At 58.9% G+C, this 14,225-nt stretch carries 17 protein-coding genes and 1 tRNA gene; 11 read left to right on the top strand and 7 right to left on the bottom strand.

What is annotated here, in order from left to right:
• Positions 1–28: 28 nt before the first annotated feature.
• The gene (locus tag JYG37_RS07670) at positions 29–895 is read right to left on the bottom strand and encodes a pirin family protein (protein WP_050011444.1); all 867 of its coding nucleotides are present in this window, start codon (positions 893–895) and stop codon (positions 29–31) included.
• 111 nt (positions 896–1,006) lie between these two features.
• Here JYG37_RS07670 and JYG37_RS07665 point away from each other — a divergent pair, with 111 nt between their 5' ends.
• Together JYG37_RS07665 and msrC are read left to right on the top strand one after the other, a co-directional pair.
• Positions 1,007–1,924, top strand: a complete 918-nt coding sequence (locus JYG37_RS07665; protein WP_050011446.1) for a LysR family transcriptional regulator — start codon at positions 1,007–1,009, stop codon at positions 1,922–1,924.
• A 103-nt stretch (positions 1,925–2,027) separates the two neighbouring features.
• Positions 2,028–2,531 carry a free L-methionine (R)-S-oxide reductase MsrC gene (gene msrC, locus JYG37_RS07660; RefSeq protein ID WP_089488276.1) on the top strand — a complete coding sequence of 168 codons (504 nt, stop codon included), beginning with the start codon at positions 2,028–2,030 and terminating at the stop codon, positions 2,529–2,531.
• A gap of 101 nt (positions 2,532–2,632) precedes the next feature.
• Here the strand turns inward: msrC and map are convergent, their stop codons facing one another.
• Positions 2,633–3,439, bottom strand: coding sequence for a type I methionyl aminopeptidase (gene map / locus JYG37_RS07655; protein WP_089488275.1), 807 nt, complete (start codon positions 3,437–3,439; stop codon positions 2,633–2,635).
• The gene (locus JYG37_RS07650; RefSeq protein ID WP_050011449.1) at positions 3,439–3,675 is read right to left on the bottom strand and encodes a ParD-like family protein; all 237 of its coding nucleotides are present in this window, start codon (positions 3,673–3,675) and stop codon (positions 3,439–3,441) included. The genes map and JYG37_RS07650 overlap by 1 nt, the downstream gene beginning before the upstream one ends.
• 146 nt (positions 3,676–3,821) lie before the next feature.
• Between JYG37_RS07650 and JYG37_RS07645 the strand changes: the two genes are divergently transcribed.
• Positions 3,822–4,442, top strand: coding sequence for a helix-turn-helix domain-containing protein (locus JYG37_RS07645; protein WP_213345987.1), 621 nt, complete (start codon positions 3,822–3,824; stop codon positions 4,440–4,442).
• Positions 4,443–4,490: 48 nt separating this feature from the next.
• A complete protein-coding gene (locus JYG37_RS07640; protein ID WP_050011451.1) occupies positions 4,491–5,039 on the top strand; it encodes a GNAT family N-acetyltransferase in 549 nt (182 codons plus the stop codon).
• A 36-nt stretch (positions 5,040–5,075) separates the two neighbouring features.
• Here the strand turns inward: JYG37_RS07640 and JYG37_RS07635 are convergent, their stop codons facing one another.
• Positions 5,076–5,360: a hypothetical protein gene (locus tag JYG37_RS07635; RefSeq protein ID WP_124556921.1), complete on the bottom strand. Its 285-nt coding sequence runs from the start codon at positions 5,358–5,360 to the stop codon at positions 5,076–5,078.
• A 496-nt stretch (positions 5,361–5,856) separates the two neighbouring features.
• On the opposite strand from JYG37_RS07635, the gene JYG37_RS07630 reads away from it, so the two are divergent.
• Both JYG37_RS07630 and JYG37_RS07625 read left to right on the top strand, forming a co-directional pair.
• Positions 5,857–6,546 carry a RhiA family protein gene (locus tag JYG37_RS07630; RefSeq protein WP_050011453.1) on the top strand — a complete coding sequence of 230 codons (690 nt, stop codon included), beginning with the start codon at positions 5,857–5,859 and terminating at the stop codon, positions 6,544–6,546.
• 87 nt (positions 6,547–6,633) lie between these two features.
• The gene (locus tag JYG37_RS07625) at positions 6,634–6,864 is read left to right on the top strand and encodes a hypothetical protein (protein ID WP_080334137.1); all 231 of its coding nucleotides are present in this window, start codon (positions 6,634–6,636) and stop codon (positions 6,862–6,864) included.
• A gap of 1,002 nt (positions 6,865–7,866) precedes the next feature.
• On the opposite strand, the gene JYG37_RS07620 is transcribed toward JYG37_RS07625, so the two are convergent.
• Positions 7,867–8,014: transfer RNA gene (locus JYG37_RS07620), tRNA-Ser, on the bottom strand.
• Positions 7,979–8,599 (bottom strand): NYN domain-containing protein, encoded by a 621-nt coding sequence (locus JYG37_RS07615; RefSeq protein WP_213345986.1) that lies wholly within the window; start codon positions 8,597–8,599, stop codon positions 7,979–7,981. The genes JYG37_RS07620 and JYG37_RS07615 overlap by 36 nt, the downstream gene beginning before the upstream one ends.
• Before the next feature lie 618 nt (positions 8,600–9,217).
• On the opposite strand from JYG37_RS07615, the gene JYG37_RS07610 reads away from it, so the two are divergent.
• From JYG37_RS07610 to JYG37_RS07590, 5 genes are all read left to right on the top strand, one after another.
• Positions 9,218–10,429 carry a hypothetical protein gene (locus tag JYG37_RS07610; protein WP_213345985.1) on the top strand — a complete coding sequence of 404 codons (1,212 nt, stop codon included), beginning with the start codon at positions 9,218–9,220 and terminating at the stop codon, positions 10,427–10,429.
• A gap of 64 nt (positions 10,430–10,493) precedes the next feature.
• Positions 10,494–11,387, top strand: coding sequence for a DUF2971 domain-containing protein (locus tag JYG37_RS07605; protein WP_213345984.1), 894 nt, complete (start codon positions 10,494–10,496; stop codon positions 11,385–11,387).
• 143 nt (positions 11,388–11,530) lie between these two features.
• Entirely contained in the window at positions 11,531–12,505 is a 975-nt protein-coding gene (locus tag JYG37_RS07600; RefSeq protein WP_175661052.1) for a hypothetical protein, read from the top strand.
• A 249-nt stretch (positions 12,506–12,754) separates the two neighbouring features.
• The gene (locus JYG37_RS07595) at positions 12,755–12,937 is read left to right on the top strand and encodes a hypothetical protein (RefSeq protein ID WP_213345983.1); all 183 of its coding nucleotides are present in this window, start codon (positions 12,755–12,757) and stop codon (positions 12,935–12,937) included.
• A complete protein-coding gene (locus JYG37_RS07590; RefSeq protein WP_213345982.1) occupies positions 12,934–13,275 on the top strand; it encodes a helix-turn-helix domain-containing protein in 342 nt (113 codons plus the stop codon). The genes JYG37_RS07595 and JYG37_RS07590 overlap by 4 nt, the downstream gene beginning before the upstream one ends.
• A 50-nt stretch (positions 13,276–13,325) precedes the next feature.
• Here the strand turns inward: JYG37_RS07590 and JYG37_RS07585 are convergent, their stop codons facing one another.
• Positions 13,326–14,159 carry a hypothetical protein gene (locus tag JYG37_RS07585; protein ID WP_213345981.1) on the bottom strand — a complete coding sequence of 278 codons (834 nt, stop codon included), beginning with the start codon at positions 14,157–14,159 and terminating at the stop codon, positions 13,326–13,328.
• Between the last annotated feature and the right edge of the window lie 66 nt (positions 14,160–14,225).

Here is a 14,225-nt window from a genome sequence, read left to right as displayed (position 1 = left end):
CATCGCGCGGGGCCTGCTCGTCATGCGGTCATGCCGGCATCTGGCCGAAGCGGCCGCTGTTGAAATCGTCGATCGCGGTCCGGATTTCCTCTTGCGAATTCATCACGAACGGGCCGTAACCGACGACCGGCTCGTCGATCGGCTCGCCGCTCAGGATCAGCAGCTTCGCGTCGCCGTTCGCTTCGATCTCGACGTCGCTGCCGTCGCGGCCGAGTTGCACGAACTGCGCTTCGCGCGCCACCGTCTCGCCGTTCACCAGCACGGTGCCGCTCAGCACGACCACCGCGAGCGTGCGCCCTTCGGCGACCGGGAACCGCGCATGGCCGCCCGCCACGAGCCGCACGTCCCACACGTCGATCGGCGTGTGCGTGCGGGCCGGGCCGCGCCGCCCGTCGAACTCACCGGCGATGATCCGCGCGCGCCCCGCGCCGTCCGGCAGCTCGACCACCGGGATATCGGCGTTCAGCAGCGTCTGGTAGCCGGGCGCGCCCATCTTGTCCGCGGCGGGCAGGTTCACCCACAGCTGCACCATCTCGAGCGGGCCGCCCCGCGTCGTGAACGCCTCCGAGTGGAATTCCTCGTGCAGGATCCCGCTCGCGGCCGTCATCCACTGCACGTCGCCCGGGCCGATCGTGCCGCCCGCGCCGGTCGAGTCGCGGTGCGCGACTTCGCCGTCATAGACGATCGTCACCGTTTCGAACCCGCGGTGCGGATGCTGGCCGACACCGCGCGGCGCGCTCGCCGGTTCGAACGTCGCCGGGCCGGCGTAATCGAGCAGCAGGAATGGGCTCAGGTGCGTGCCGTGAGACTGGTAGCTGAACATCGAACGCACCGGGAAACCGTCGCCGACCCAATGGCCGCGCGGCGCACTGTACACACCCTGGATCTTCTTCATTTGCCTTCTCCGAATTGCGGCGAAACCCGTGTTTCGCATCCATGAGCGACAATATAGAGATGGAACGATCGATCCGGTAGACTGCCGAAATCGCACTCAGCGTTCCATTTCATGAACGATAAAGCGCGGGATCTGAACGATCTCTACTACTTCGTGCAGGTCGTCGAACATGGTGGCTTCGCGCCGGCCGGGCGCGCGCTGGACATGCCGAAATCGAAGCTGAGCCGCCGTATCGCGCTGCTCGAGGCGCGGCTCGGGATGCGGCTGATCCAGCGTTCGACGCGCCGCTTCACGGTCACCGACGTCGGGCAGACCTATTACGCGCATTGCCGCGCGATGCTCGTCGAAGCCGATGCCGCCGACGAGGCGATCGCGCTGCTGCACGAGGAGCCGCGCGGCATCGTGCGCGTCAGTTGCCCGATCGTGCTGCTCGATTCGCTGGTCGGCACGATGATCGCCGCGTTCATGGCCGCGTGCCCGCGCGTCGAGATTCACCTGGAAGCCACCAACCGGCGCGTCGACGTGGTCGGCGAAGGGATCGACGTCGCGATCCGCGTGCGGCCGCCGCCGCTCGAGGACAGCGATCTCGCGCTGCGCGTGCTCGCCGAGCGCGGCCAGTGCCTCGTCGCGAGCCCCGCGCTGCTGCGCGAGCATGGCGTGCCGGCCGTTCCCGCCGATCTGACGCGCCTGCCGAGCCTCGATCACGGCGTGCCGCAGTCCACGCACGTGTGGCGGCTGCGCGGGCCCGACGGCGCGCACGCGGAAATCCATCACCAGCCGCGCTTCGTGACGGGCGGCATGCTCGCGCTGCGCGCGGCGGCCGCCGCGGGCGTCGGCGTCGTGCAGTTGCCGACGATGATGGTGCGCGACGAGGTGTCGCGCGGTGAACTGGTCACCGTGCTGCCCGACTGGGCGCCGCGCCGCGAAATCGTGCACGCGGTGTTCGCGTCGCGCCGCGGGCTGCTGCCCGCGGTGCGGGCGTTGCTCGATTTCCTGGCCGAGCGGTTCGCCGAACTCGAACCCGACTGAACGCGCCGCATCACGCACAACCGTGCGCTGCAGACCGCGCGCGCGTGCCGTAGACTGCGGTACGCGCAATGCGCATTTTCACAACCCCTATCGCTTTCCCGCCATGTTCACGCTGTCCAACGACCCTACCGCCTCCAAGGCCGATCAATACGCGACGCTCGTCGAGCAGGCACGCGCGCTCGTCGAATCCGAACGCGACCTGACCGCGAACGCCGCGAATTTCTCCGCGCTCGTGTATCACTCGCTCGATCGCCTGAACTGGGCGGGCTTCTACTTCTTCGACGGCACCGAGCTCGTGGTCGGGCCGTTCCAGGGCAAGCCCGCGTGCGTGCGGATCGCGCTCGGCAAGGGCGTGTGCGGCACGGCCGCGCAAACGCGCGAGACGCAGGTCGTGCGCGACGTGCACGACTTCCCGGGCCATATCGCGTGCGATGCGGCGTCGGAATCGGAAATCGTCGTGCCGCTGGTGGCCGCCGACGGCACGCTGATCGGCGTATGGGACGTCGACAGCCCGGTCGCCGCGCGCTTCGACGACGAAGACCGCCAAGGGATGGAAGCGCTGTGCCGCGTGTTCGTCGAACACGCGTGGCAGAAGGCGCGCGGTTAGGCGTCGCGGCGCCGCGGCGCTGGCCGCCGAACGACACGGGCCCCGCGAAGGGGCCCGTTTCATTGCAATGCCGCGCCGCCGTCTGCGGCGCACGACCGGCGTCAGGCTGCGTGCGTGCCCGAAAGCGCGGCGAACCCCTGCGGCTTCGCGTCCTCGGTCAACACCTCGAAGCCCGTTTCCGTCACCACGACCATGTGCTCCCACTGCGCGGACAGCGAATGGTCCGCCGTGACGACGGTCCAGCCGTCGGCCAGCATGCGCGTGTCGCGCTTGCCCGCGTTCAGCATCGGCTCGATCGTGAAAATCATCCCCGGCCGCAGCGGCAGGCCGGTGCCCGGGCGACCGTAATGCAGCACCTGCGGCTCGTCGTGATAGACGTCGCCGATCCCGTGTCCGCAATACTCGCGCACCACGCTGAATCCTTCGCGATGGGCGACCTGCTGGATCGCATAGCCGACGTCGCCGAGCGTCGCGCCGGGACGCACCGCGCGGATGCCGGCATGCATCGCCTCGTAGGTCGACGCGACGAGCCGCCGCGCGAGTTCGTTCGGTTCGCCGACGAAATACATGCGGCTCGTATCGCCGAACCAGCCGTCCTTGATCACCGCGATGTCGAGGTTCACGATATCGCCGTCACGCATCGGCCGCGACGTCGGAATGCCGTGACAGACCACGTGATTGACCGACGTGCACAGCGTCTTCGGATAGCCGTGGTAGCCGATGTTCGCGGGGATCGCGCCCAGTTCGTCGACGATGTATTCGCGGCAGCGCGCGTCGAGCTCGTCGGTGGTGACGCCCGGCTTCACGTGCTCGGTGATCATCGTCAGCACCTGCGACGCGAGCTTCGCGGCTTCGCGCGACTTGGCGATTTCCGCGGCACCGCGGATCGGAATTTCGCGTTTCGCCATTACGCCACCTGCTCGATGCTCTGCGCGACCGTCTCGGCCGGCCCCACGTCGCCGCCCCGCGCCTCGGCCTCGATCAACATCTTGCAGATGTCGCCGTAGGAGAGCGCCGGATTGAGTTCCGCCAGCATCCCGACGCGCAGCCAGTGTTCGGCCTGTGCATTGATCGAACGGCTCAGCGCCGTGCTCGTCGAGCGCAGCCGTTCATGCATGTGCTCGGAAATCTTGATGATGCCCATATATCCCCAATTAAACGAAACGTAGCTGTTTCGTATATTACGCCGTGCACGACGACCGGGCAAGCCGTTCGCGCGCGCCTCCCGCCGCCCAGCGGCCGGAAATGCCGTTGACATCAAATTCCAGTTTGCTGGAAAATCAATCCATCATGAAAGAATCAGCGATCACCGCGGCCGACGATACCGGCATCAACGAGCGCATTGCCCGGCGCGTGCGCGACCTGCGCACCGTCCGAGGCTACACACTCGACGCGCTGGCCGCGCGTTCCGGCGTCAGCCGTTCGATGATCTCGCTCATCGAACGCGCGGCGGCCAGCCCGACGGCCGTCGTGCTCGACAAGCTCGCGGCCGGCCTCGGCGTGTCGCTGGCCGGGCTGTTCGGCGGCGAGCGGGACGACGCGCCCACCCAGCCGCTCGCACGGCGCGCGCAGCAGGCCGAATGGCGCGATCCGGCGTCCGGCTATGTGCGACGCAACCTGTCGCCGGCCGGCTGGCCGTCGCCGATCCAGCTCGTCGAGGTCGATTTCCCGCCCGGCGCGCGCGTCGCGTACGACAGCGGCGGGCGCGAAAGCGCGCTGCATCAGCAGGTGTGGATCATCAGCGGCCGTGTCGACGTCACGTTCGGCGATACGCTTCACGAACTTCGCGAAGGCGACTGCCTGGCGATGCGGCTCGACCAGCCGCTGATCTTCAGCAATCCGTCGCCGCATGCCGCGCGCTATATCGTCGCGATTTGCGATGCATCCGCCGCCGGCATGCGCGGCGCGTAATGCGCGCGCCGTGTGTGCAACCGGTTTAGCCAAACAGGAAGGAAACGTATGAATTCCCCGACACAGCGCGACGACGTGCGCCTGATCGATTGCAGCGAGGCCGAACACGCGGCGGCCATTCTCGAGATCCTGAACGACGCGATCGTGAACTCGACCGCGCTGTACGACTACCGGCCGCGCCCGCCGGAAGCGATGATCACGTGGTTCGCGACGAAGCGCGCGGGCGGCTTTCCGATCATCGGCGCCGTCGACGCGGCGGGCACGCTGCTCGGCTTCGCGAGCTGGGGTACGTTCCGCGCGTTTCCGGCATTCAAGTACACGGTCGAGCACAGCGTCTACGTGCGCAACGATCAGCGCGGTCGCGGGCTCGGCGAACTGCTGCTGCGCGAAGTGGTCCGGCGTGCGCGCGAAGCGCAGGTCCACGTGCTGGTCGGCTGCATCGACGCGGCCAACGCCGGCAGCATCGCACTGCATACGAAACTGGGGTTCGAGCACGCGGGCACGATCGCGGAGGCCGGATTCAAATTCGGCCGTTGGCTCGATGCGGCGTTCTATCAACTGAAGCTCGAGACGCCGGTGCAGCCGGTGGATGGGTAATTGCTTTGCGGCCGGCGCATAAATCGACGCCAAGACTTACCCCACCCTACCCGCATCGTTTTGCCACCGGACGCTCTCTTCCGACCAGTCTCTCGACCCACTATGTAACGACGCGCGAGCGGCACGGGCAATTTTCAGCAGAGCGGCAACGGCAGCCGTATTTTTATTTATCAGGCATTCACCTTGAATGCCGCCTTCTTTTACGTGGAAATATAATCGACGCAAGATGCGGCGGTTAGCATTTACTGCGGCAACCGTCTTTAAATGCGCAATAGAGATCGTCCACGCAAGCACGTCTGATGCAGATATCGTGATCTGCACCTGAATTCGAAGCCGAAACTACAACGCCCAGTGCTGACAAAAATAATCTTCATTCCCAATGGAGAAACATTCAATTTAATTGGATATGAAATCATCAAATCAATTTCTACGGGTAAACGATAGATAGCTTGTCACACCTTATTTAAGGAAATTTCCTAATATGATCTGACGGGGATCTACAGATCTGATTATTGCTTGCCACATGAAAATCATTACGGCACCATTTTTTTAAAATTATCGGGAAATTTCACCAGGACCCCTGGCGGCCGCAGACAGGGCAGAAAAACCTATTGCCGACGAAAAAACATTTTCTGGGCGCGAACGCTGAACATTGCCGAAAATATACAGCCCGAATCGCAGATGCCGTGAATTTTGCCTGCCAAAGAGTATCGGATCGTCAATCGCAGATTGCGGAGGCGTTTATGTAAAAAATCAAGCCATCCATGAACCGAGTGTGGCGAAACACCAAATCCATCTTTCATCGTGGAGACCGAAAATGACTTCCTATTATGTCGACTTCAACAACGACACCAAGCAAACCTGGACCATGGCTGTATATCAGACCCTGCCGAGTTCCATTGGATTGGAAAGCGTGTCGTGGAAGCAAACGACCGTTCCTCAAAGTGGCGCCAGCGGTGTGACGTGGGATATTTTCTATAACGTCGCCATTGCCAATTACCAGCAGATTGGCGGCATCGGAGTCTACAAAGCCAGTCAGACGCTGACGACGGAATTGGGGACGTCATGGGACTGCATTTTTAAAGACAACGTCCAGCAATTGGTGCCGGGGTCCGGTTCCGTACCTCCGGATTCCGTCCTGATCAACAACAAGTCGACCAATCTCGCGAACCTTGGTATCGGCATGAGCGGTCAGGGATCCGTGTTCAAGAAGGGCGTGGTCAGCGGCGCATCGGCTCAGTTCCAGGTGACACCGACTTATTGGGTCGGCTTGTTCAATTCACTCGTCCTCGGCGAAGTGATCTCGAGCAACGTCGTCGTGGGTCCGCTACAGCTGTCTTATCCCAGCGGGCAGAACCTCGCAACCGTCAATGCATACATGGACGGCAACACGATCAAGCTCAACGTCACATATGGCCAGCAAGTGGCCGTCGAAAATAGTGTGGTGGACAGAATCATTGCTGCGCAACCGACGCGATCAGGGATTTTGCTCGAGTACGGCAACTAAACGGCTACGTGCTCTTGTCATGCGAGGGACAGGCGCCGTTACGGCGCCTGTCTTGTTACACAAAATTTTCCGATGTGGACAATTGATATGCGAACCATTGCCAAGATTCTCTTTCCGACCTTGATGGCCTGCCTTGTGTTCAACGGAGAAGCCGGCGCCGCCGAAAAATCCTTTTGCTATTACCATCACAATTGCCCTGCCGACGGAAAACTGCCGAAAGGTCAATTGCCCGAGCAATATACCAAGCGCCAGTGCACGAACGGTGGAGGAAAGAGCTGGGGCGACGGCCCGAAGAGCTGTGAGAACGTAAACGATTGACGGGCCTTGGTATTGAGGGACGACTTCAGACGTGATTGCACGAATTTCGACGATGCCGACATTTTTGCCGGACCGAACCCGTCGGCAAAGGAATTTGCCTGTGAACTGCCCTGGTTATTCGGAGATTTTCTGTCGATACCGCCTATGTCGATTGACACGTAGCAATCCATCGCGACGAGATCGACGGTCAATCGTCCCTCAAAATCACAATGCCTGCCCGGACGATGCAATAGCAGGAAGAATGGCGTAGTTATTTAACATCCCAACGACTGCTTTTGTATTTGTGGCGCATCTTTATCTCGTGCCTAAACGGTGCGCTCGCAGCCCCCTGCCACTTCCCTCGTTGTGGCAGGGGTTTTTTAGTGTCTTCCGATATTACGGTCGCACGGTCGGGCCCTGCCATAGAAAGACCTTCCAAACGGGTTGGCCGAGTTCCGCCAACACTCGGCATGGGACGAGTTGCGCGGCGGCTGGAGCGCAGCCACCTTCAAGAAATGACGCTCGAACAGCCCTTCGTGCCGGAACTCTGCATGTACGCCCGAAGCCGGAGGGCAGCGCGACCGCCACCATTGATGAAAAGCCCATTACCGGCGGCGGCCGCAAGTACCCCTCCTCCCCGCAGTACGAAGCCCTCGTTCCGATCCTGCGGCCACGGGGCGGTATTACCCTCACACGTTCGACGGCCGAAAAATCGCCATCGATGGCATGAAAACCGCGTGTGGAGCGACGCTGATCGCATCCTGGTCGTCCCGACGTCGGCTCGGGTAACGCGACGACTAGTGTCGCTACGTCCGCCCAGCAACCCTGAAACCCGATGCGGTGAGGCACGGTGCCCGTTCCTGACCATGCCCGAGCCGATGCTTCGCCTGCAGGCGTGGTTACGCGTGCCTCTTGAGTGGTTCGAGGCGGCTTTGTATTGCTCCGGGTGATTTACTTACGAGAATGAAAGCGCCGCAGAAAAAAGAAAAGCCCTGACGAATCAGGGCTTTATCTCGTTCTACCTGGAGGCGCGAGCCGGAGTCGAACCGGCCTAAACGGCTTTGCAGGCCGTCAGATCCTCATTATTTTCAAATACTTACAGAAATTGACCGCCCGCATTGACCACTTTAGGAAGTTAGCGCTTAATCTTATCCAGGTGCGCCATCACGTCGAACGATCCCCAGCACGACTGAGCAAGGTCGGAACCAGAGGGCGGGAAGCCCGCCTGAATGACCTTAAGCCCCTGAGACTGGACAAACTCCACTGCCGGAACCATGTCCGCATCTGAGCTGGCGATAACTGCTGCGTCGATAGCCTTCTGCACCGAAAGCCGTATCAGATCGGTGACGAGAAGTGTATCGACTCCTTTCTCCACTGTTGCTGTTATTGGCTGTCCACAATCGTCATGATGGCAGTGCGAAATCGGACGATGGCAGGACGGACAATTTTGCAATGCCTTCGGCTTACGTTCGCGCGCCTCAACGTGGACGCCCGGTTGACGGTTCAACCAACTCTGGGCCCACCCTCTAAACTTCGCACCCTCTGCCGTATTCGGATTGTAGGAGGTGTAAATATAAGTACCTTCGTACGAAAGTGCCGCTGGAGCTGCGAGCAGCGCGTGGGCTTGTTGTGCAAAGACTTGGCCCAACCCTCGCCAGTCGAGCTGCACACGCATGTCGGCGCGCGCTGCCCTAGACGCTTTTTCATTGATCGTAAGTTGCAGATTCCAGTAGTCCACGAATACAGCGATTCGCATATTCCGTCCGCAAAAAAATACAGGGGGTGCGTGGAAACGCACCCCCTGGGGCAAATATAACCTACCAGCGCAGCGGCTGTGGTAGGTGGGCATCAATAGCGAGGGACTCTAGCACTTGCCGCACAAATCGTCAACAAAAAGGTAATAAGCCTTCTTACTTGATGAACGTACACCCTATAATTCAGGGACGGAACGAGAAGCACGAGGCTTGTCCAGGCTTCCGCCCCTCGCAGTAGCACATTTTTGTAACAGCGAAAAAGTCCGCTCGTAGCGGGCTTTGTGCTTCGGGCTTCGGGCTTCGGGCTCCGATGCTGCGACTGTGTTGCAAAGCAACTTGCTGCGCCCGATGATACAGCAGTACCTGCACCTTATCTGACAAGGCACCGATTACAAACCCACGCTGAGACCTACGCCTCTCCTTGAGCGGGAAGCCGTTACCGACCCTGAGCTATCCTTCAGCCGCAAAGCCGTCATCGGATGATGTACGGGTCGTGGGATGACCCGACTCCGTGTGCAAGGTTAGTGTTCGGAACGAATGCGCTCGCAGGACTGATCCCATGCAGTGCAGCGCATTGGAGGAAAGGCGTTGAGGAGCGATGACAGCACGAAGAAGGCCACATGCACCTACTCGCCTCACACTATCAATCTGAGTTCCTGGCTACGCCGCAACTCATACGACTAGACTACGCCAAGGGAAAGGATGGCTTTGAGCCAACGCTTCTGGTGAAGGGCAGCACGCTCTTGCTGAAGTTCATGGTGTTGGGTGCGCGGCTACGGCTTCATCTGGCGCGCGTAAACGGTCGCCTCCTGTATGCATTAACGGCGTACGACGATCCATCTAAGCCTGCGACGCTATGGTCAGTCGTGGAGAACGAGGCAGAAGTCACGGCGCTGCGGGGGCTGGCATCAGGCGAGCCATCCCCCATATTCCTGTTTAACGAGCTTGCCCTGAATGTTGCATGGTCCACCGTAAAGGCTAGCTTCCCTTCGGAGGTGGACGGCTGGATCAGCAACGCGGCACTGGGGAAAGGAGATTACACGGCCATTGCTAAAGAGGCAGGCGACCTGCTACAACGGGCGGTCAACGGCACTACGCCCCCCGACGAGTTGCTGTCTGCAGAAATTGTCCGTATCGACGAGTGGCATGCCGTTTTCAATCACTTCATTACGAGCCACGGCAGTAACAGCCCGGTCGACTTGTTCAGCCGAGACGAGGGCGGACAGCAGGAACAACTTGCGGTCTGGTTAACCGATAGCCTCCACCCGCGTGGGGTACACCACAGTCCCCAGATCCCAAAGGGAAACGGAACACGCGAACTCACCGATATTCTCCTCAGCCACGAGGGCGGTGCACTGTTGATAGAGTCGAAAGCTCTCACTGTCTTCAACCGCGACAAGTTGCCAGATCGAACGAAGCTAGCAAAGGATGTATCGCAGCACGTCGAAAAAGCAGTTCGCCAGTTGCGCGGTAGCATTCGGCGGCTCAAAGATGGCGCACCGGTTACCACTCGGGATGGATCCGCTATAGACGTTGAGCGGTCACAGCCGGCACACGCCATCGTTCTCATTCCTGAGTTTGACTTGATAGAAAATCAAGAGAACTACGGTCTGGCGTTTATTGCTGACTTCATGGAGGCGACGGGAGGGTTTATCCATCTGCTGGATCTCGCCGAGTTGCTGCGTGTTGTCCAAGCCGCCGAAATGATCTCCAGAGGCAGCGAGAAGGTCACGCCGCTGATGGCTTTGGACTATTACTTAGTGAAGCGAGCCGAGCGAACGCGTGTTGCGGGAACATTGTGCATCCAAGTTCTACTGCGAATGCAGGAATGAGAGCACGCGTGAATCTACGCCAAGACCTACGCTCGGTGAGCGACGCACAAGGAGGGGAAAGGAAGTGAAATCGAATCAGTCTGAAGACGATAAGCAAACCGCATCGCCCAAAAGAATTGGGTTCAAATACCGCTCGGGACCTGCCGCGCTGCGCTGCCTATCTGACGGCTCAATCTATTTTGCAAAGCCGTCCGAACTCAATGACTGTCTTGAAGCGAAGTTCGATCTCTCAAGTGCGTCTGACTACATTGAGCGCATGGATCGCTCGATCAGAGGTGTAGCCGAACAGCGTGGTTGTGCTGGCGGATTCGCGGTGCCAGAGGGCGAGCTTGAGTCGTTTGAAGCAAAGAACTCGCGCGACAATGTAAAGTTCTTGGCAGCGACTCAGCGAGTCGGCATCTACTCGACGGCGAGCAGACCAGACAACCAACCCATGTGGGCCTACTACTGCGACAACTCAAAGGGCTTCTGCTTCGAGTTGGAATGGCCTGACACCGTGTTGGGCCGATACCAGATTGCCCCAGTCGGTGTGCTTTATTCATCCGAGACGCGCGTGCACAACCACGCCGATATCTTTGACTCTCTGATCCGTGAGGAAGCTGCGCTGCATCCTGAATGGTCGATGAGCCGAATTCTTGAAGAAACTCGATCTGATTTTTTCAGATTCCGCCTTCAGATGTTGAATAAATGTCGCGCAGTATCGATTAAGCACAGTGACTGGTCGCACGAACACGAAATCCGGTTTGTGACTCCCCTTGCCGGCCCCTTGCCGATCATGAACCAACTGCTCAAACGTGTCTACTTCGTGCGTACGGATTTCCCCGAGTGGGAACCTGTAATGATGTTGCTGCATCAGCTCTACCCGAACGTTGAGCTAGTCAAGCTGACTTTTCAACATGTTGAGCCATATGTGAAAGTGCAGCGCATGACTAGGAAGTTGGTGCCAATTCACGAGTAGAGTTACGAGGGCTCTAACTCCAACGCCCGCTCAAAACTCACACCACGACGCATAGACGTACGCTGAATAATATGCCAAAGCCATTTCGAAGAAATAGAAAGCACCAGGTAGCTGCGAAGTTGGGTCAGGGACAAAGTCCAGTGATGCCGACTGGTTCGGCATTGAATGCGCCACCTCGAAGCAAGACAATCGACACGTGGATCACACGTGCATCTGGGTTGGCGACTGTTGGAACACTTGCCTTTGCGGTATTCGGCTATTTTTATACTGTGCTGCCGGTATTTCAGAACCAAAAACTTCAAGAGGATAACGCGAAGCTTCAGCTCGACAATGAGGCTGCAGAGAAGAGAAACAAGGCGCTCCTTCAACGGCAGAATGAACTCGCGAGGAAGACCGAGCAGATGCAGGCCGAACTCGAGGACCAGAAGACCGCGCTTTATTTAGCTTCGAAAAATGCAGCCAGTGCGAAAATCCGCGAAGAAGGTGCCCTTCGCCAAGCGGCGGAGGCCAGCTCGCAGATGAAAACACAGTATGGCGAGTTGGACAAAGCGCGGTTGAAGCTCGCGATTACGCACCTCGAGACAGTCCTCCTGTTCACCCAGATCCGTGCTGTCGATAAATTCTATAGCACGGTTTACCGTGCCGGCGAAGATGCGTCGTTCATTAAGGCTACAAAGGACGTTTGGCCGAATCCGTTCCGCATCATCTCTGATGCTTGGGTCAATGCATCGAAAGACAAATCCGTCCCCTTTGAATATTTCCAACGCCTTCGCGTCGCTATCAATGAACACGCAGATCAGCTAACTTGTGCAATACCGGACCTCGACTCGCTCGCAAATCAGTACGATTCTGAACGAAAAACTGTCCTTGATGGGCTTGAGAAAAGAGCCAAAGATGAGATTGAAAGGCAACGGGTCGATGCTAAGAAGGAAGGAAAAGAGCTATTGATCGATTCGAACACAATCCCGCAGTTCGAACGGACGTATAGAATCGTAGACATGCATTCGCTCAACTCAAAATATCAAAAGAATTTAACTGACGCGCAGAAGCCTTGCCTCCAGAAAATTTCCGATTTCATGAAGAAACTACCACGCGAATTCAACATCGATTCCGCTTAATGCTATGCATTTTCATCGGCCTTCTCGACATTCAAGTCCGGTGAAACCCTCGCAATGTGCCGAGCAGCCGCTATCTGTTTTGAAATCAGCGCCCGAATGTCCTATGTCAAGCACGAAGCAGAGGCCGTAGATGACGTTTACGAATAAGTTAGCGCTGCAGATTAATCTGAGGATGCCCGCTTCGTCGGCCAGAAATCTAGGAACGCATCGGACAAGCGCCGACGCTCCAGCCAAAGTTCAGAGAGATCTATGCCGTCGATCGTATGCCACATCACCGCCGGCCGGTTGAGCGCACATGCGATCAGCGGTGGAGCTTTCAGCAGCCACGAATGCTGGCTTGCCGTCGCAGATCACCCGACACACGCCGAATACATCGAGCAACTAGAGCAATGGCGCGACCGCATCGCTGCAGATCGAGGAGGTAACGTGTGAGGACGCTTGACCTGATCGAGTGCGCGGAATTCCTCAAGATCGACCGCACGACGCTGCTCGACATCGTCCATCGCGGCGACATCCTTGGTGCCAAGATCGGCCGAGCATGGGTCTTTCTGGAGGACGATGTCGTGGCCTACCTGCGGGAACAAGTGCAGGCGCAAACGCAGAAGCGGATCGAACAGATCCGGTGCAGCTCGCCGGCAACCGACGCACGCGTCGACAAGGCAATCCGAAAGCAACTTTCGGATACCGACCCACGACGTCCGGGCCGGAAGGCGCGTCCGCGGCCACGTCTACCGGAGGTTGACGTGGCGCAAATGCCTGCATCGATGTAACACATCCTCTGGCAGGCTTGCAGTCAGCAGGCCTGCCGCCTCTCTCCCGATTATCTTCGACCACCGAAGCCGACCGCACGATATCCAATTGTGTAGCCATTGATCGGCGATGCGGACATTGAATCCCAACCCAGAAAGGTTGTAGGCCAGAAGCGGGGGTCGCCCTCTTCGATAACGATAGGCAAGATTCGGAAGCCGCTGTTATCGTCCATCCCAAACTGGATGTGTCCTCCCACATCCTCGACAGTCTGACTTCGAAGCATCTCCTTCAAGACAGAGACCGGGTTCGCGACGCCACTTGCGTTGGCAGCTCCAACGTAAATTCGACCAAACTCCTCTCGACCACTCCCGATGGCATGGACGGTTCCGATATCAAGCGGTAACTCCGTCACCTCGATTCGCACCATGCCGTCCATCACCGAGGGACTAATTTTGAATGCCTTGTATTCCGCAGCCACCGGACAGTAACCGAACACAAGTCCATCAAAGAAATACTGCTGCGGTGAATCACGCATGCCAAGGCGGGACGCCATGTCAACGATGTAGTGAGCGGCCACATCCCTAAACAGCCCTGCAATTGCCTCGACCGATACCGAAAGTGGGGAAGCTTGGGTCCCGCATAGGTTTTGAGTACAAGCTGTTGCGAGTGAGTATGTGCTTATCGCCGCCAACGTCGAACCCGCAAACGCAAAACCGAAGCTTTGCCGGTTCGCCGTCTCGTGACCACGGTCTCCTGTCAGCTCGAGCGTCAACGTAACAGGTACCTGAAAAACCTTTGGCCCGTAGTCTGTCGCCGTTGCTCCGGGCCCGCGCGATATCCGAGTGTCGGCCGCGCAGCACAACGCTTTGAAGTGGTCGCTATACCACAGTGCAACGATAGTCATCGAATCCCCGGTTGGTCATTTTTTAATCGCGCGATGTCGAATCGCTCTGCATCGCGCGCACGAAAG

This window comes from Burkholderia sp. LAS2 (assembly GCF_018417615.1).
Taxonomy (GTDB): Bacteria; Pseudomonadota; Gammaproteobacteria; order Burkholderiales; family Burkholderiaceae; genus Burkholderia; species Burkholderia sola.
The sequence above is the reverse complement of the archived record's forward strand: the minus strand, read 5'-3'. Positions and strand labels throughout refer to the sequence as shown.